Source organism: Streptomyces sp. NPDC054757 (genome assembly GCF_053612185.1).
The window spans coordinates 240,272-258,510 of sequence record NZ_JBSHBW010000005.1; the positions used below are offsets into that span (position 1 = coordinate 240,272).

Below are 18,239 nucleotides of genomic sequence, written 5' to 3' on the forward strand. Positions count from 1 at the left end.
GACCACCAGTAGCGAGCGAGGTGTGCCGTGGCTGTCCCCACCGTCCCCAGCGTTGACGGGTTTCTGGCCGAACCCATGACCGTCTCCGTCGGCCAGCCGCTACGGGTGGCGGTCTACTCACGCCTCGCCCACGGCATCCGGGACCAGGTCTTCCCGCTGGGCTCCGCCCTGCCCAAGGAGGCCGACCTCGGTGCCCGGCTGGGAGTGAGCCGTACGGTGGTCCGCGAGGCGCTCATGCTCCTGGAGGAGGACGGCCTCATCCGCACCCGTCGCGGGGTCGGACGGTTCGTCAGCCAGACCCTTCCGCGCCAGGGCCTCGAACAGCTGCAGCCCTTCGAGGACACGCTGGCCACGCCCGGCCGGCCCGTGCGCGCCGAGCGTCTGGAGATGAACCTCCAGCGCACAACCGACTTCGTACTACAGGGACTTGGTCTCGAAGAGGGCAGTAACGCCTGGTTCTGCGAGACCCGGCTGTCCCGGGAGGGGGAGCAACTGGCCCTCGTCCAGGAGCACATCGCGTGCGGTTCCGAGCTGCGCGCGCTGTCCCCCGTGGTGGCCGACCGGGTGCAGGAGCTGCACGACAGTCCGCGCACCCTGCTCGGCGCCATGATCGGCATGCTCGGCCCGGTCTTCGGCCCCGGCGAGTGCACGATCACCGCCGGCGTCGCCGGAGCCACCCGCGGCAAGCTCCTCGGGCTGCGTCCCGGCGATCCGCTGCTCATCATCACGCAGACCGCGCAGCTCGGCGGCAGGCCCGCCTATCTGGCCAAGTACCTCGTCCCGCCCACCAGCGCCCCGCTCTCCATCCTCCAGCCCGCTCAGCCGGGAGCAGCGCCCGCGCGGCCCTGAGACGGGCGGACGGCGGTCCGGATGTCCGGGCTCCCGGGTGTCCGGGTGTCCGGGTCAGCAGCGCGTCGAAGGGCCGCTCTGCCGGGTGAAGTTGTCGTTGGACATCCAGCCCGATGTGTTCGTACCGGCGATCCGGACGTAGGTCCACCGGTTGCCGTACGCGTTGGTGACGTAGCAGTGGAACCAGACCTTCACACCCGACTTGGCCAGCGCCACGGCCGGGCACGACTGGTACGGCCCGGTCTCCAGGTGGTAGCTGCCCGCCATGGCGGCGTACGAGCCGGGGTTCGGGTCCTGGTGGTTCCAGCCGCCGCAGCTCTTCGACACCGAGGACGGTTTCGTGGCGGGAGGCGCCGGGGTGCCCGGCGGTGTTCCGGCGCTTCCCCCGCCGCCCGCGCCGCCGGGCTTCGCGGTGGGTCCCGCAGGGGAGCTTTCCGCGCCGCCGGCCCCCGGTGACCGGCCGGTCCGCCGTACGGGGGTCTGTGACGGCTTCCGCTTCCCGTGGGAGCGCGCGGAGGCCGAAGCGCCGGGCATCGTCGTGCCGTTGGCCATCCCGTCCGCGCTGGGCAGGCTGCCGGCCGAGCCGGGCGCCGCCGAGCCCGCCGCCCGCGTCTCCCCGCCGCTGCCGCCCTGGTGCGTCATGACGGCGTACGTGGCACCGCCTCCGGCGATCACCACGGCGGCCACCGCGGCGGCGACGGTACGGCCACGGCGCCGGGTGCGTACGGCCGCGGTGCGGTGGCCGCCGGTCCGGGACGCCTCGGCCGTACGGGGGCCCGGCTGCGGGAACGGGTGTGGGAACGGCTGGTCGGGCGGGCCGGACGCCGAGCCGGGGGCCGGACCGGACGCCGGACCGTAACTCCCGTACGGCGCTTGCGCGTTCCCGTACGGAGGCTGGTCATGTGCGTACGAGTCCTGCTGCCGGGCGTGCTGCTGCTCCTGCTGCTCGTACTGCTGCTGGTACGGCGCCGGAGTGTCACCGCCGGGCGCCGGACCGGAACCCACGGGCGGCGGGGCCGGATGTGGTTGGCCCGCCGCGACCGACTCCAGTATCCGGCGGGCCTGGTCCGCCGTGGGCCGGTCCGCCGGTTCCTTCGCCATCAGCGCCCGGAGCACCGGGGCGAGCGGCCCGGCCCGCCGCGGTTCCGGCAGCGGTTCCGTGACGATCGCGGCCAGCGTCGACCACGCCGACGTACGGCGGAACGGCGCCGCGCCCTCCACCGCCGCGTACAGCGTCATCCCCAGCGCCCAGATGTCCGACGCCGGGCCGGGGTCCATGCCCTGGGCGCGCTCCGGCGGCAGATAGTCGAGGGAGCCGACCAGTTCGCCGCTGCGCGTCAGCTTGTCCAGGGCGCCGTCGCCCGCCGTCTCCATGCTGGCGATGCCGAAGTCGGTGAGCACCACCCGGCCGCCGCGCTCCAGGAGGACATTGCCCGGCTTGACGTCCCGGTGCAGGACGCCCACCCGGTGGGCCGCGTCGAGCGCGTCCGTCAGACGGGCACCGATCTCCGCGGCCTCCCGCGGTGCGAGGGTGCCGCGCTCCGTCAGTACGTCGTCCAGCGAGGGCCCGTCGACCAGCTCCATCACGATGACCGGCAGCCCCTGCTCCTCGGTCACGTCGTGCACGGTGACCACTCCGGGGTGCCGGATGCGGGCCGCGGCCTGCGCCTCCCGGTGCATCCGGGCCCGCAGATCGGCCAGTTCGGCCCCGGACGCGTCGGTGTAGGCGCGCAGGATCTTGACCGCGACCTCCCGGCTGAGCAGCTGGTCCACCGCCCGTGCGACCACCCCCATGCCACCGCGCCCGATCGGCGCGGTGACCCGGTACCGCCCCCCGAGCACCCTGCCGACCAGCTCCCCGCCGTTCACGTCCCCCGTCGTCACCGCACGCCCCGTTCCGTCGCTCGCCGTTCTGCTGTCCGCCGGGCCCCAGCAGGGTCCGGCGGGCACCAGAGTATGGGCAAGGGCGTGCGCGCCGGAGGGGGCCTCAGCCGACCCGGACCTTCCTCTCCAGCGGCAGGTCCGCCGACGACCGGCCGACCGACACCGTGTAGGTCCCCGGCACCACCGTCCACCCGGTCCCGGCCGTCAGCCACACCGCGAACGCCTCACGGTCCAGGTCGAGATGGACCGTCCTGCGCTCGCCCGGCTCCAGGGTGACCTTCTGGAACGCCTTGAGCTGCCGGGCCGGTTCACCGGCCGCCGCGGGCGCCGTCAGATACAGCTGGACCACCTCGCTGCCGGTGCGGTGACCGGTGTTGCGGATCCGGACCGTGGCGCGGTAGCCGTCCCCGTACCGGCCGAGGCGCAGGTCCGACAGCCGGAACGTGGTGTACGAGAGGCCGTGGCCGAAGGGGAACAGCGGCTGCTCGCCGGAGCTCTGATACCAGCGGTAGCCCACCGCGAGCCCCTCGTCGTAGTAGACCTGCGTCCCGTCGCCCGGGTACTGCGCGGTCGTCTTCGCCGGGCCCTGCTGCTCGGATGCCGGGAAGGTCTCGGGCAGCCGGCCGCCCGGCTCGGCGTCGCCGAAGAGCATCGCGGCCAGGGCACTGCCCTGTTCCTGTCCGCCGTACCAGTTGGCGAGGACGGCTCCGGCGCCGTCGAGCCAGGGCATGAGGACCGCGCCCGATGTGTTCAGGACGACGACCGTACGGGGGTTGGCCGCGACGACCGCCGCGATCAGCTCGTCCTGGCCGTCCGGCAGGGCGAGCGTGGTGCGGTCCGAGCCCTCGCTGGTGTAGTCGCCCGCGACGACGACAGCCACATCCGCCGCACGCGCCGCTTCGGCCGCCCCCGCGGGGCCCTCGGTGTACGTCACCGGGATGTCCCCGGCCCGCGCCCTGATGCCGGCGAGCGGGGTGACGACAGCGCCGTTGGCGGTGACGGAACCCGAACCCCCGCCGTGCGTACGGGCCCCGGCGTCGGCCGCGGCGCCGATGACCGCGACGGACGCGGGGCGGGCGAACGGCAGCACCCGTTCGTTCTTCAGCAGCACACTGCCCTGGATGCTGATACTGCGCGCGAGCCCGAGATGCGCCTCGCTGCTGACGACCTCGGTGAGCACGGTCGCCGGGTCCGGCAGCCGGTGGTCGAAGAGCCCGGTCCGGTACATGGCGGTGAGCGCATGGACGGCCATCGTGTCCACGGTGGCGGTGCTCACCGTGCCCGCCGTGACCGCGTCCTTCAGCTTGTCGCCGAGGTAGGTGGAGCCGGGCATCTCCATGTCGGAGCCCGCGCGGGCGGTGAGCACGGTGCTGTGGGTGCCGCCCCAGTCCGACATCACCAGTCCGTCGAAGCCCCAGGAGTCGCGCAGGGTGTCCTGGACGGCGGTGCGGTTCTCGTGCGACCAGGCGCCGTTGACCTTGTTGTACGAGGTCATCACGGCTCCGGCGCCGCCGCGCTGGACGGCGGCGCGGAACCCCGGGTAGTAGATCTCGTGCAGGGCGCGCTGCGAGACCACCACGTCGATCGAGCCGCGCAGGGTCTCCTGGTTGTTGGCCGCGAAGTGCTTCACGGTGGCCATCACCGGGTGGGTCTGGATGCCCTCGACGACCCGGGCCGCCAGCTCCGCGTTGAGGTACGGGTCCTCGGTGAAGGTCTCGAACGACCGCCCCCAGTAGGGGACGCGCAGGATGTTGATACAGGGCGCCAGGGCGATGTTGTGCCCCTTGGCCGCCTGCTCGGCGGCGTAGGCGTCACCGTAGGCCCGCGCCGTCTCCGGGTCCCAGGTCGCTGCCAGGGTCTTGCAGTCGGGCCACTGGGTCACCCCTTTCGAGCCGTTGCCCACCCCGTTGGGGCCGTCGCCGAGATACAGGGCCGGGATGTCGAGGCGGGTGTTGGCGAGGACCCGGCCCGCGTACCCCACGCCCTTGGGGGACCAGCCCTGCCCGTGCAGCAGGGCGATCTTCTCGTCCAGGGTCATCTTCGCGACGAGTGCGGCGGCCCTGGCGGCGGCCGCGGCCGATCCGGGGCGCGGTCTCGGCTCCGTACGCACCGCTCCGGCGGCGACGCCGCCCCCGGTGGCCGCTGCGGCGCCGGTGGCCGATGCCACCGTGCCGGCACCGGCGGCCACCGCGCCCGCTCCGGCCAGTTTCAGTACCGATCTCCGGTTGACGTTCATGAGCCCTCCCGAGTCGCTGTCATGGATGCACGTATGCCATGGGTGAACGAGTGCACGGACGTACGGGTGCACCCGCGCACGGGTGACAGAACGAAGTGACATGTACATGGCCTCAGAGTTCGTCCGGTCCGTCAATGGTCTGTACGCGCTTCACCCGATCCGGCGCCCCGGCCGCCCACCCGGCATCGACAGCGGAACGCCGTACGGCAACTGGCCGGATATCTCACCCCGTTGGCTTCAGGGGATGAACGCGGCACGCCCCTTGACGGGTCGGCCACCGTGCCCGACAGTCGTTCGGAAGGCGGCTGAGAGCGCTCTCAGGCAGCCTCACCCGCGCGCCCCCACGCCGCTCCCCCGCAGTGCGCTCCCACCCCCACGCCCCCCACGGAAGCAGCCCAGATGAACAGGATCGCCTTCCCCGGCTCGTCCCCCGGCACCTCCCGCGGCCCCGAGCGCCACCCCGGTCGCCGCCCCGCACACCGCCCCCGGCGCCGCTTGCTGACCGTGCTCGCCGCGCTCGCCCTGCCGCTGGCCGGACTCACCGGCCTGGCGGGCCCCGCCGGGCTCACCGGTACCGCGGCGGCGAGCGAACCGGCCGCCGGGTCCCGTACGGCCGCCGCCGACTGGACCACGGTGTTCAGGGACGACTTCGACGGCGCGGCCGGAACGGGCCTCAACACGTCCGACTGGCTCTACGACAAGGGCACCGGCTACCCGGGCGGCGCCGCGAACTGGGGCACCGGCGAGATCGAGACATCGACGGACTCGACCGACAACGTCTACCAGGACGGCTCGGGCCATCTGGTGATCAAGCCGCTACGGGACGCGTCCGGGCACTGGACGTCCGGCCGGGTGGAGACCCAGCGCACCGACTTCGCCGCACCGGCCGGCGGCCAGCTCCAGCTCAGCGCCTCCCTGAAGCAGCCCGACCCGGCGAGCGGACTCGGCTACTGGCCGGCCTTCTGGGCGATGGGCGCGGACGCACGTCCTGCCGGTGCCACCAACTGGCCCGGTATCGGCGAGCTGGACATCATGGAGGACGTCAACGCGCTCAGCCAGCACTCCACGACCTTCCACTGCGGCCAGTGGGCGGGCGAGTGCCACGACCCGGACGGGATCAGCAGCGGTCTGCAGACCTGCACGGGCTGCCAGTCCGGCTACCACACGTACTCGGTGGTCGTGGACCGTACGAACGCGTCGGCCGAGCAGCTGCGCTTCTCTCTCGACGGCGTCCAGACCTTCGTGGTCAACCAGAACGAGGTGTCCGACGCGACCTGGAAGGCCGCGGTCGACCACGGCTTCTTCGCCATCTTCGACGTGGCGATCGGCGGCTCGTATCCGGACAAGGTCTGCGGCTGCACCTCCCCGGGGGCCGACATCAGCTCCGGTGCGGGGATGAGCGTGGACTGGTTCTCGGCCGAGGTGAGCACGTCATGAGCCGGTAGCCGGTAGCCGGTAGCCGGTAGCCCGCAACTGGTGGCAGACAGCACCGCCCCCCGGAGGGCCGATTCGGCGTCTTCCTCCGGGGGGCGGTGTTCACTGCCTGCCGCGAATGACCGCGGTCAGTTCCAGTCGTGGTTGCGACCGTGGTCCCAGCCGTGGTTCCAGCCACCGTGGCCGTGCTCGCGACCGTGGTCACGGCCGTGGTCGCGGCCGTGCCCGCCGTTCACGCAGGTGTTGCCGAAGGCCGGGTTGAGCAGGCCGATGACGTCGACGCTGTTGCCGCAGACGTTGAGACCGAGGTCGACCGGGACCTGGACGACGTTGCCGGAGAGCACACCGGGCGAGCCGATGGCCGCGCCCTCCGCACCGCTGTCCGCGGAGGCGACCGACGCACCCCCCAGCACGGTGGCGGCGGCGATGGCAGACAGCACGGTCATCCGCACGATTCGAGACATGATGGACACAAACCCTTCCGTAGGAGCACTCCAGGGCCGGATTGCGCGGGCCCTCTTGTGTGGTCCTTCGCAATGCCTGCCCGCTGGGATGGGTCCCGCATCGCGACTTCACCCGAAGAGACGCGGCACTGAACTGACGTACGCGGGTTGGGCTGCGAAAACTCCGCTACCGGGTGTCGGCCGCCCGGCTGATCGCCGACTCCACCGCCGCGATCCGGTCGGCCAGCAGCCCCAGCGCCGCCACCGCGCGCGGCAGCGGATCGGTTTCCGGTCCGCCGCCCAGGGTCCTGGCGCGGACATCGGCCGCCTTGATCTCCGCCCAGCGTGCCGCCTGTTCCGGCGTCAGGGTCTGGCGCAGCTCGGCCAGTTTCAGCAGGTTGGACTCGGCGCCGCTGGTCAGGGTCTGGGCCTCGCCCCGGTAGTGGTCGTCGATCACAGCGGCCAGCTCGGCGCCGTTCATCACCGGGTCGATCCGTGCCGCGATCTTGTTCATGTTGCGGTACGAGCCCTGGAGCCGGAACGGCGGCTCGGTGCGGGCCGCGTCCGACTGGGCGGCCGACGCGATATAGGCGGCGTTGACCGCGAGCACCGTGGCGCGGGCCGTCAGCAGATGGCGCAGGACCGCCACGACACGGTCCAGTTCCCCCGCCGGGCACGGGTGCTGGAGCCGGTCGCGGCGTGCGGTCGGATCGTCGGACGCCAGCCGTACGAGCAGGCCCAGGTCGTCGCGGTGCCAGGCCGCGAGCGGGGCCAGCACCGGGTTCGCGGTGAGCGCGTTCTCCACGAAGCTCAGCGCGAAGACGTCCTCCTTGCCGGTGAGCACATCGCCGAGGTTCCAGACGTCGGCCCGGTTGGCCAGCATGTCGGGGATCCGGAAGCGCTGCCCCGACTCGGTGTACGGGTTGCCCGCCATACAGACCGCGAAGCGTTTGCCCCGCAGGTCGTAGCTGCGTGCGGCGCCGTCCCTGACGCCGTCGATCCTGCGCTGGGCGTCGCAGAGCGGGATGAACCTCTGGAGCAGTTCGGGTGAGGTGTGCTGGATGTCGTCCAGGTACAGCAGGGTGTTGTTGCCCGCGGCCAGCGCGAAGTTGATCTTCTCGACCTCCTGGCGCGCGGTGGCGTCCGGCGCCTGCGCCGGGTCCAGGGAGGTGACCCGGTGGCCGAGCGCCGGGCCGTCGATCCTGACCAGGGCCAGCCCGAGCCGGTCGGCCACGTACTCCACGAGCGTGGTCTTGCCGTAGCCGGGCGGCGACACCAGCAGCAGCAGACCGTTGCTGTCGGTGCGTTTCGTGTCGCCCGCGGTGCCGATCTGTCTGGCCAGGTTGTCGCCGATCAGCGGGAGGTAGACCTCGTCGATGAGCCGGTTGCGTACGAACGACGGCATGACGCGGGGGCGGTGGTCGTCCAGCCTCAGCCGTGCGCGCTCGGCCGCGACCAGGGCGGTGCGCTGCCGCTGGTAGGCGCGGAATCCGGGGACCTCGGTGCGGTGGAACTCGGCTGCCGCCGGAATGAGTTCGTCGATACGGACGGTCAGTCCGCGGCCCTCGATGCGCGGATGGGTGCCGAGCAGCCCCTCCACCCTCGCGGCCAGCGGCGCGGCCGACTCGTAGCGCGGCAGCTCCGGGCAGAGCTCGACGGCGACCGCCTCGGCCAGGGCCCCCGTCGGCACCGGGCCTCCGGGGCGGGTGCCTTGGCCGCCGGAGTTCGCGTACGCGCCGAGCCAGTTCTCCACGAGCTGGCGGCGGGCCGTCAGGTCGTCGTCGCCGATCCCTTTGAGGTCGTCGTCGTAGGCGGAAGTCCCCACGGCCCGGCGGAAATCGTCGAGCAGGGTGCGGGTCGCCGTGTGGGTGACGAAGCCCTCGGGGCCGCCGGTCAGCTCCTCGAAGAGGTACTCGGCGGCCTGCGGCGCCTCCGGTCCTCCGATCACGCCAGCCAGTTCGGCCTGCCACTCCGTGATGGCCGGGGCGAGTCCGAAGGTCTCGCGGGCGCGAGCCATCGACACGGCCCTGCGGGTCCAGGCCAGCCGTGCCGGTTCCGTCGTGGAGTGCGCCCAGAACAGCTGGGCCGCGGCGCGGGCCCGCGGCGGGAAGCGGAGCAGTCCGGCCCCGGTGTGCAGCCGCAGCAGCGCGCCGAGTATCAGTGCGGCGTCGTGGTCGTGGACTCCGCGTTCGTACCCCTCGTCGTACGCGGCCTCGGCCGACTGCCGTACCAGTGAGGGGAGTTCGGCGGCGGCGAGTGCGTCGGGCCCCTGCTCGGCGAGCAGCCGGGCGGCCAGATACTCGGCCCGGTAGAGCGCGGGTGACTCGGACGGCAGGGTGCGGCCCCAGTACGGGCGGCAGGCGGCGAACGCCGGATCGGTGACCGGGGAGCGGTAGTCGGTACCGGTGAGGGCGAAGGCAAGACCGGCGCCGCCGCTGTCACTGTCACCGCCGCTGCCGGGGCCGCCGTACGGCACCAGGGTCAGGTCCAGGGGCTGCGCGTTGACGGCGAAGCGGTGCCGGCCGAGCCGGATGGTGCCGCCGCCGTCCGCGTACAGATCGGTGCGGTCGCGCAGCGCTCGGGCCGCCTCCTGGCGGGCCGCCTTGAGCCGGCCCGCCAGTTCGTCGGCCCCGACCCGGTCGCCGAGTCCGCGCAGTTCGTCGGCGGTGCGGCCGACCTTGGCGACCAGCGGGTCGGAGGCGAAGAACGTACTGATCGCGTCCGCGGAGCCGAGCGAGGCCGCCCGGCGGGCGAGGGTCTCCAGGACCCGGGAGGCCGAGGCGCCGAGCCGCTCGGCGCGGCGGGCGCGCTCGTCCTGGAGGGTCTGCCTGCGCGCCGAGAACGCCTCGTACACCTCGGTCCGCCGGGCACCCAGCTCGGCCAGGAACTCGTCCGAACCGTCGAACCTGGACTCCAGGTCCTCCACCCGGAGCAGCAGCCCGGCGAGCTGGTCGTCGCAGCTCTCCGGGGTGCCGGCCGCGGCCAGCGCCGCGGTGACCGACTGGCCGAGCAGGGCCAGCCCGGCGGCGAATTCGGCGCGCCCCTCGTGGCCGAGCAGTTCCCGGCGGCGCGCTTCGAGCGTGGCGCGGGCGCGGTTGACCCCGCCGACGACCTCGGCGATCCGTTCCAGGACCGAGGTACGGACCGTGGCGTCGCCGATGTCGAGCCCGGTGACGACCTCGGTGACGGTACGCAGCCCATCGGCCAGTTCGTCGAGGCGTTCGGTGACCGGTGCGGCTCCGGCCACGGTGGCGATCGCCTCCGCTTCGGCGGTGAGCCGTCCGGTCTCTTCGTGGTACCCGGCGAAGGCGTCGTCGCCCCGCAGCTGTCCGACGGCGCGCTGGGCGAACGAGGCGATGTCCGCCGCCACTTCGTCCGCGAGTGCGTCGATGCGGTCGGTGTCGGCGTACCGCTGCTCTTTGAGCGTGAGCACCTGCCCATGGGCGCCGCGCAGTTCGGTCAGCCGGGTGACCCACTCGGCGGCCGCACCGGGCGCCTCACCGCGGGCCCTGCGCACCAGTGCGGCGACCCGCGCCGCGGCCGCGTCCAGCGCGTCGGCGGCCTCCCGGGTCAGCGTCCGGACGGTCTCGAACTCGGCGAGCACCTGCCCGGCCGTGGTGCGCAGCCCGTCCAGCGGTTCCAGCAGGTCGCCGGTGGACTCGTCGCCCAGCCAGTGGTGGGTGTCGGCGGCCCGTACGCAGGAGGCGAGCAGCGTCTCGTACACACCCGTGGTCGGCTCGGTGTTCTCGGTGACGGTACGGGCCAGCGACAGGCAGTCGGATATCCCGCGCACCAGGTCGGCGTTGCCGATCCGGGTGAGGGGCCCTTCGCCCGCCGGGACCGCGTCGGCGCAGGTGTCCGAGACGTACGGGGAGCGCCAGCGCTGGAGCGGGTGGACGCGGGCGGGCTCGTCGGAGTCGCCGCGCAGGACGATGAGGGTGCCGTCGTCGAAGAGCGCGTACCCCCGGCAGCCGAGCGGGGTCCCGGTCTCCTTGCGGATCAGGTTGTACGGCAGGAGCAGGGTGCGGCCGGCCGCGGGGGCGTGGAAGACGTACAGCACGTCCTCACCGTTCGGGGAGCGGATCAGCCGCTCGAACGCCAGACCCGCCGTGTCCAGGGCGAAGGTCTTGTACGCGCCGGTGGCCAGGCAGTATCCGCCGGGGAAGATGATCCCCTGGTCCTCGGGGAGGCTGCGGCAGCCCTGCCCGATGCCGTCGAGGCGTACCACGGTGCGGGTGACGGTGTTGAAGACCAGATGGCGCGGGTGCTCCTCCTTGTACGGGCGTACGCGCAGCAGGAGCAGGGCTCCGGCGCGGGCGTACTCCACCTCGGCGTCGGCGAGCGACTGGAGCGGTTCGTCGACCGGCTCGGACCAGATCCCCTCGGCCGCCTCGGTGTTGTCCTCGTCCTTGACGGTGAGCGAACCGCCGGCCGTCGTCACATACACGCCGCCCGGCAGGGCGATGTGCGGGTGGCGGCCCGGCACATGGTCCTGGCGGGTGGTGGGGGTCCATTCGAGGTCGTCCGGCGGCGGGGGTACGTGGTCGCGGTCGCCGCGTGCGTCGAGGTACCCGACGCTGCCGTCGGCGGCGAGCGCCCAGCGCAGCACGCGGATGTCGTCGGCGGTCTCACCGGTACGGAAGACGGCGAGCAGTCTGCCGTCGATGTGGCGGAGCTGGAGCAGCCGGGCGTCGCGGTAGTAGCGGTGGAGCTCCGTGAACTCCCTGATGAAGGCGGGGTCGTCGAGCAGGCCGGGCACATCGGTGTCGGGAAGCCTGTTCAGGGCGGTGTCGTGCAGCGCGAAGACGTCCGCGGGCTCGGACGTCTGCTTCCGGCCGGGCGGGATGTCGCAGCCGATGAGCAGACGGCCGCGGACGGCGACCGTGTCGCGGGGGACGCGGTCGCTGTCGGTACGGAGCTGTTCCGTACCGGTGAGGGCCAGCTCCGTGGAGCCGAAGGTCTCGGTGCGGCGGGCGTTGAGGGCGGTGGCCCTGCGGGCCAGTTCGGCGGCCTGCCCGGCCAGCCGGTCCCTGAGCACCTCGTAGGTGCCGGCGTCTACGGAGGTCTGGGTCATCGGCGGCTTTCTGGGTAATGGGTGCGAGGTTGGGAGGGGGCTGGTTGGGAGGGGCTGGTTAGGGGGTGCCGTCACAACCCAGCACGTCCGGCGATTGAGGACATCTTTTCAACCCCGGCCTTGAGAGTCCCCCGGACGGAGTCCGGGGGAGTTTGAGGCCACCCCTCAAGCCCGTTCTGGGGGGGGGCGAGGGCCAAGAGCCCGGGGGCAGGCGCCCCCGCACCCGCCCCGCGCTCAGACCCGCACCGCCCCGTCCACCGCCCCGACCGCCCCGACCGCCACCTCGGAAAGCCCCAGCCGCTCGGCCTGGTCCAGAAGCTGCCGGACCAGTCCGGCCTCCGCACCCCCCGAGTTCATCAGCTTCATCAGCACCGCCGACACCGTCAGATTCTGTACGTCACCGCTCGACACCGACCCGAGGATCTTCGTCAGGTCCTCCGGAAAGCTGGCCGAGCCGTCCAGCCACGGCTTGGCGAGGGCCTGGGCAGTCTTCGAGTTCTCGACGAAGCCGTCCACACCCTTGCCGAGCGAGATCGACGACACCAGACGGTCGAAGAAGACCGACTCACCGCCGACGATGCTGATGTCGGCGTTCTCCAGACCGGTCGCGAGGACCGTGGCCTGCGCCTCGGCGACCTGGCGCTGGACGTCGATCCCGGCCAGCCTGATCTCCTTCTCGGCCGCGACGCGCAGCCGGTACTCCTCGTGTCCGCGCGACGCGTCGTCCAGCGCGGCCATCGCCGCCGCCTTCTCGGTGAGCCCCTCGGCCTCCGCCTTCAGCTTCTCGCCGATCATCGCGGCCTCCGCCGTGGCCTGGGCGCTGGTGCCCTCCGCCGCGGCCAGCGCCTTCAGCCGGGCGCCCGACGCCTCGGCCCTGAGCCGGGCCTCGGTGGCCTCCGCCTCGGCGCGGCCCGCCTTCTCGATGACGTCGGCCTCCTTGTCACGTACCTGGACGTCGGCGAGTCCCGGCGCCGCGGCCTCCGCCTGGACCGCCTCCGCGAGCCGGAGCTTGGCGCGGGCGTCGAGGTCGGCGGACTTCAACCGGGCTTCTGCCAGGGTCAGTTGCTCGGCCGCGTGGTGAGTGGCGGCCGTCTCGGCGGCCTCGGCCGCCTTGATGTCCTTGACCAGCTTCTCCTGCGCCTCCGCCTCGGCAGCGATGATCACGGCCTGCCTGGTGCGCTCGGCCTCCTCGACCATCCGCAGCTTCTTGATCGACTCCTCCTGCTCGGCGACCGTACGGTCCACCGCGATCCGCTCCCGGATCACATCGGCCACCTCGCGGCGCTCGGCCTCGACCTCCTTGTCACGGGAGATCATCGACAGCTGCGTCTCACGCTCGCGGCCGATGACTTCGAGCAGCCGGTCCTTCTCGATCCGCTCGTTCTCGACGGCGATGACCCGCTCGCGGTTCTTCTGCGCCACCGCGATCTCGCGCGCCTGGTTCTCGCGCTGCACCCCGAGCTGCTCCTCGGTGCGCAGGAACGCGGTCTGGGCGCCCAGGCGTTCCTCCTCCTGGACCTTGGCCGTCACCGCCTCCTCGCGGGCCCGCAGCGTGTCGACCTCGCGCTGCTGCTTGATCTCGGCCTCGGCCTGCCGGCGCTCCAGCTCCAGGATGGTCTCCCGGGCGTCGACGTTCTGCCGGGTGATCTCCTTCTGCTCGGTGCGCTGGTACTCGTTGGTGCGGACATGCTCGACCGCCGTCAGCTCGGTGATCTTGCGGATGCCCTGGGCGTCCAGGATGTTGGCCCCGTCGAGCTGCGCCATCGGCGTCTGCTCCAGGAAGTCGATGGCCGCGTCGTCCAGGTGGTAGCCGTTGAGGTCGGTGCCGATGACCCGGATGATCCGGTCCCGGAACTCCTCACGCTTCGTGTAGAGGTCCACGAAGTCCAGCTGCTTGCCCACGGTCTTCAGCGCCTCGGAGAACTTGGCGGCGAAGAACTCCTGGATGGCCGCCTTGTCGCTGGCCCGCTGGGTGCCGATCGCCTGGGCGACCTTGGCGACGTCCTCGACGGTCTTGTTGACCCGTACGAAGAACGAGATGTGGATGTCGGCCCGGATGTTGTCCTGGCAGATCAGGCCCTCGCGCCCGGTCCGCCTGATCTCGATGATCTTCACCGAGATGTCCATGTACTCGGCCCTGTGCAGCACAGGCAGCACCACGGCACCGGTGAAGGTGACGTCGACCTTCTTCGTCTTGGAGATGATCAGCGCCCGGCCCTGCTCCACCTTGCGGAACAGCCTGCTGAGCACCAGGACGAGTGCGACGGCTATGAGCAGGACAACGGCGACGAGCACGCCGATGCCCAGGGAGATGGCATCCATGAACATTCCTCGAAGGGTGTCGTGAACGGTGGCTTGTGGTGCGGCCCGCCGCGGTGCGGTGCGCGACTGAGGGGAGGAGGGGCCGCGAACGCGGACTCAGCCGGTGGCGCGGGGATCGAGCGCCGCGTCGAACGGCGCGATCCAGAAGAACTCACCCGGTTCGTCATAGGCGTAGAGGAGCGCGGTGTCACCGGATCGGAGCCCGAGCAGGCTGTCGTCGCCCTGGGCCCTGACCTGCACGACCGCGGTCGATCCGTCGTCGGCCGCGACCTCGGCCTGCCCGAAGTCGGCGGTCACCGAACCGGTCCGTACGGTGCAGACCAGCCCGACGAAGTCCAGCCGCGACGGCGGCGGTACGGCCGGGAGCAGGGCGCGCATCCGGCGGACGGCGAAACGTGTCACGATCCACGCGGCCAGCAGCGCGGCGGCGAGCACAGCGGCGTCGAGCACGGTCCGGAAGCCGCCCGGCGGCTCTCCCCCAGCTTTCGGCAGGTGGGACCCCCACCTGCGCACCAGCACCGAGCCCGCGAGACTCGCGAACCAGGCGACGAGGGTGAAGAGCGACACCGGCACGGTGACGGGCACGCCGCTGCCCCCCGCAGCGGCCGTGCCCGTGTCCCCCGTGTCCAGGTGCAGATGGAAGGCGTCGTGCTCGGCCGCCCCCACCAGTACGAGCAGCCAGAAGGCGATGACCACCAACAGCGCCGCACCGAAGAGAACCGCCGGAAAACCCAGCGCGGCGCCCATGAACTCATCCATCGCGCACCCCTCCCCCTCCGTGTCCCCCATGAGGAAAAGCCCTCATACGGAACATCCCCCGTGCAGAACAGCCCCGGCGCCGGACGCACGTTTCCGTACTCCGGCACCGGGCCGCTCTCCCCCGTTTCCGCAATGCCCATTCTGACGGGACTCCGCCCGCCCCCGCATTGCCGTAATCCGGCAAAGTTCCCTGCTGCCGGATGCCGGGGCAGCACCCCTGGTCCCGGCACCCGTCGCGGTCTGTCACTCTGGCCGCTGCGCGGCGGGCGGACCCCGCCGGACCGGCCGCCCCCCGACAGCCGGCCGCACCGCCGGCGGGACGACAGCAGAAGCAGGAGAACGAGTGACAGGGCCCGACATATCCGATACGCACCCCGGGAAATACCTTGAGGGGTACGCCCGCATGCTGACCGAAGTCCTGGCGACCGGCCGCCGCCCGACCCGGCCCGAGCTCGACGCGCGCCGCGCCTTCGGTGAACAGGCGGCGGAGGACGGCCACTCGCTGCGCTCCCTGGTCGCCGCGCATCTGGCGGCCGCCCGTACGGTCTGGCCCACCGGGTCCGCGGCGGTGAGCGGCAGCACGGCGGGCGGTGTGCTCGCCGCCGTCGAGCTGGCCGTCGACGCGTTCGCCGAGGGGTACGAGCGGGCCCAGCGCATGGCCGTACGCCAGGAGGAGGCCGTACGCCGGGAGTTCATCGACGATCTGCTGTACGGCGGGAGCGATCTGGGGCGGCTGGCCGAGCGCGCCGAACGGTTCGGACTGCGGCTCTCCCGTACCCACGCGGTCGCGGTCGCCCAGAGCGCCGGCGCGTACGACGAGGGCGCCGCCGCCACCCGCACCGTGGAGCTGGCCCTCTTCAGCCGCTTCGGCAACCGCAGCATCCTGCTGACCACCAAGGACGGCCGCCTGGTCTGCATCGCCCCCGGCGACCAGGACGACATCCTGACGTACTTCGCCCGCCAGGCGTACGCGGCCGACGCCGACGACGGCGTGAAGGTCGCGGTCGGCCGCCCGCATCAGGGCTCCGGCGGGATCGTGCACAGCTACGAGGAGGCGCTCAACGCCCTGGAACTCGCGGCCCGGATGGATCTGGAGGGCCCGCTGCTGCGCGCCGCCGATCTGCTGGTCTACCCGGTGCTCACCCGGGACCGGGAGGCCCTGGTCGATCTGGTCCGCAGCGCGCTGGGGCCGCTCCAGCGGGCCCGGGGCGGCGCACAGCCGCTGGTCTCGACGCTCAGCCACTACTTCGACGCGGGGTGCGTGGCGGCCGAGGCGGCGCGCCGGATGTCGCTGAGCGTGCGGGCGCTCACCTACCGGCTGGAGCGGATCCACCAGCTGACCGGCGCCGATCCGGCCGACCCGGCGCACCGCTACACCCTGCAGACCGCGGTCATCGGCGCCCGGCTGCTCAACTGGCCCGACCAGGAGATCTGACCGCGCAGCGCGGGCGTTCCATGCCGGATCCCGGCAGGGTCCGGGCGGTCTGTTCTGCGGGACGCCGTCCTGCCGCCGGGGCTCCGCTCCCCCGTACCTTTCACCGGGCCCGCGCCGCATCACGGGCCCGCCGACCGAACGACCCCGCACATCCGGTGGGAGACCCCGTCACGTGAACACCGCGCCCGTTCCGCCCGCCCCACCGCGGGGCCCCCGGTGAGTGACTGGCACAGCTGGGCGGCCGTCGCCGTCTTCACCGCCACCTACGCCCTGATCATCAGCGAGAAGATCCACCGGGTAGCCGCCGCCCTCGGCGGCGCCGGCCTCATGCTGGCGCTCGGCGCGACCGATGACAGGGCGGCCTTCTTCTCGCAGAACACCGGCATCGACTGGAACGTCATCTTCCTGCTGCTCGGCATGATGGTGATCGTCGGAGTGCTGAAGCGGACCGGCGTCTTCGAGTATCTGGCGATCTGGTCCGTGAAGCGCGCCAGGGGCAGACCGTTCCGGGTGCTGGCCATGCTGGTGGTGATGACCGCGCTGGCCTCCGCGCTCCTCGACAACGTGACCACCGTCCTGCTGATCGCCCCCGTCACCCTGCTGGTCTGCGAACGGCTGGGGCTGGCGGTCGCGCCGTTCCTGATCACCGAGGTCTTCGCGTCCAACATCGGCGGTATCGCCACCCTCGTCGGCGACCCGCCCAACATCATCGTGGCCGGCCGGGCCGGGCTGACCTTCAACGACTTCCTGGTCCATCTGGGGCCGCTGGCCGTGCTGTTGACGGCCGTACTGATCGCGCTCTGCCGCTTCCTGTTCCGCGGGGCGTTCCCGTACGACGCGGAGCGCGCGGCCCGGGTGATGGAACTGGACGAGCGGGACACACTCCGCGACCGGCGGCTGCTCGCCCAGGGACTCGCCGTACTGGCCCTGGTCATCGCGGGGTTCGTACTGCACCCGGTGCTGCATTACGCGCCGAGCGTCGTCGCGCTGCTCGGCGCCGGGGTGCTCGTCGCCGTCTCCTCGGTCCGTACCACCGAGGTGCTCACCGAGGTCGAGTGGCCCACGCTGGCCTTCTTCGCCGGTCTCTTCGTGATGATCGGCGCACTGATCGGCACGGGTGTCGTGGGCGAGGTCTCCACCGCGCTCTCGCACGCGGTGGGCGGCCGGGAACTGAGCGGCTCGATGCTGCTGCTCGGGGCGTCCGGAGCGCTGTCCGGGGTGGTCGACAACATCCCGTACGTCGCGACAATGGCCCCGGTCACGGCCGGGCTCGTCCACAGCCTGGGCGGCGCAGGCGACCACGTGATGTGGTGGGCGCTGACACTCGGCGCGGACCTCGGCGGCAACGCCACGGCGATCGGCGCCAGCGCCAACGTCGTCGCCCTCGGCATCGCGGAACGCAACGGGACCCCCATCTCCTTCTGGCAGTTCACCCGGTACGGGCTGGTGGTCACCGCGGCGACGCTGGCGCTGTCGGCGGGGTACATCTGGCTGCGGTACTTCGCGCTGGGGTGAGGGGCGCGGCTCACCCGGTCGACAGGCCCCTCTTCGATCTGTCCGGTTCCGGTCCCCTTGACCGGTGCTGTCCGGCAGAGTGAAGGTCGTGCGACCAAGCGCGACGCGCTCGACAGGGAGAGACCCCATGGCCTTACGGTTCGTCGGTAAAGATCCCGAGTCCGGAGATCACGGATCACCCGCTGTGTGGGTGGACATGGAGACGAAAGATCTTCTCATTCAGGGATGGACAGCAGACGCGCAGACCACGAGCACAAGCTCGAAGGATGTTCCGCTCCCGGACCACGA

The 18,239-nt window shown here is 72.1% G+C and carries 10 protein-coding genes; 4 read left to right on the forward strand and 6 right to left on the reverse strand.

Annotation, left to right across the window (positions count from 1 at the left end; all coding sequences use genetic code 11):
• Positions 1-27: 27 nt before the first annotated feature.
• Entirely contained in the window at positions 28-849 is an 822-nt protein-coding gene (locus ACWGKJ_RS09830; protein WP_385020219.1) for a GntR family transcriptional regulator, read from the forward strand.
• A 54-nt stretch (positions 850-903) separates the two neighbouring features.
• On the opposite strand, the gene ACWGKJ_RS09835 is transcribed toward ACWGKJ_RS09830, so the two are convergent.
• Positions 904-2,733: a serine/threonine-protein kinase gene (locus tag ACWGKJ_RS09835; protein WP_385020215.1), complete on the reverse strand. Its 1,830-nt coding sequence runs from the start codon at positions 2,731-2,733 to the stop codon at positions 904-906.
• A gap of 103 nt (positions 2,734-2,836) precedes the next feature.
• The gene (locus tag ACWGKJ_RS09840; RefSeq protein WP_385020212.1) at positions 2,837-4,969 is read right to left on the reverse strand and encodes a glycoside hydrolase family 3 C-terminal domain-containing protein; all 2,133 of its coding nucleotides are present in this window, start codon (positions 4,967-4,969) and stop codon (positions 2,837-2,839) included.
• A gap of 399 nt (positions 4,970-5,368) precedes the next feature.
• On the opposite strand from ACWGKJ_RS09840, the gene ACWGKJ_RS09845 reads away from it, so the two are divergent.
• Positions 5,369-6,406: a glycoside hydrolase family 16 protein gene (locus ACWGKJ_RS09845; RefSeq protein WP_385020209.1), complete on the forward strand. Its 1,038-nt coding sequence runs from the start codon at positions 5,369-5,371 to the stop codon at positions 6,404-6,406.
• A gap of 125 nt (positions 6,407-6,531) precedes the next feature.
• Here ACWGKJ_RS09845 and ACWGKJ_RS09850 read toward each other — a convergent pair whose 3' ends face one another.
• From ACWGKJ_RS09850 to ACWGKJ_RS09865, 4 genes are all read right to left on the reverse strand, one after another.
• On the reverse strand, positions 6,532-6,867 hold the full coding sequence (locus ACWGKJ_RS09850) for a chaplin (protein WP_385020206.1): 336 nt from the start codon (positions 6,865-6,867) through the stop codon (positions 6,532-6,534).
• A gap of 166 nt (positions 6,868-7,033) precedes the next feature.
• Positions 7,034-11,920 carry a DNA repair ATPase gene (locus tag ACWGKJ_RS09855; protein WP_453315702.1) on the reverse strand — a complete coding sequence of 1,629 codons (4,887 nt, stop codon included), beginning with the start codon at positions 11,918-11,920 and terminating at the stop codon, positions 7,034-7,036.
• Between the two features lie 234 nt (positions 11,921-12,154).
• Entirely contained in the window at positions 12,155-14,242 is a 2,088-nt protein-coding gene (locus ACWGKJ_RS09860) for a flotillin family protein (RefSeq protein ID WP_385020200.1), read from the reverse strand.
• Positions 14,243-14,338: 96 nt separating this feature from the next.
• Positions 14,339-15,001: a hypothetical protein gene (locus ACWGKJ_RS09865; protein ID WP_385020379.1), complete on the reverse strand. Its 663-nt coding sequence runs from the start codon at positions 14,999-15,001 to the stop codon at positions 14,339-14,341.
• Positions 15,002-15,404: 403 nt separating this feature from the next.
• Between ACWGKJ_RS09865 and ACWGKJ_RS09870 the strand changes: the two genes are divergently transcribed.
• The gene (locus ACWGKJ_RS09870; protein ID WP_385020197.1) at positions 15,405-16,436 is read left to right on the forward strand and encodes a PucR family transcriptional regulator; all 1,032 of its coding nucleotides are present in this window, start codon (positions 15,405-15,407) and stop codon (positions 16,434-16,436) included.
• A gap of 216 nt (positions 16,437-16,652) precedes the next feature.
• On the forward strand, positions 16,653-17,951 hold the full coding sequence (locus tag ACWGKJ_RS09875) for an ArsB/NhaD family transporter (RefSeq protein WP_385020194.1): 1,299 nt from the start codon (positions 16,653-16,655) through the stop codon (positions 17,949-17,951).
• Positions 17,952-18,239 lie beyond the last annotated feature (288 nt).

What these genes read in the sequence shown, in the direction of transcription:
- ACWGKJ_RS09840 (WP_385020212.1), bottom strand. Translation starts at nt 4,969, where the DNA reads ATGAACGTCAACCGGAGATCGGTACTGAAACTGGCCGGAGCGGGCGCG.
- ACWGKJ_RS09845 (WP_385020209.1), top strand. Translation starts at nt 5,369, where the DNA reads ATGAACAGGATCGCCTTCCCCGGCTCGTCCCCCGGCACCTCCCGCGGC.
- ACWGKJ_RS09850 (WP_385020206.1), bottom strand. Translation starts at nt 6,867, where the DNA reads ATGTCTCGAATCGTGCGGATGACCGTGCTGTCTGCCATCGCCGCCGCC.
- ACWGKJ_RS09855 (WP_453315702.1), bottom strand. Translation starts at nt 11,920, where the DNA reads ATGACCCAGACCTCCGTAGACGCCGGCACCTACGAGGTGCTCAGGGAC.
- ACWGKJ_RS09860 (WP_385020200.1), bottom strand. Translation starts at nt 14,242, where the DNA reads ATGGATGCCATCTCCCTGGGCATCGGCGTGCTCGTCGCCGTTGTCCTG.
- ACWGKJ_RS09865 (WP_385020379.1), bottom strand. Translation starts at nt 15,001, where the DNA reads ATGGATGAGTTCATGGGCGCCGCGCTGGGTTTTCCGGCGGTTCTCTTC.
- ACWGKJ_RS09870 (WP_385020197.1), top strand. Translation starts at nt 15,405, where the DNA reads ATGCTGACCGAAGTCCTGGCGACCGGCCGCCGCCCGACCCGGCCCGAG.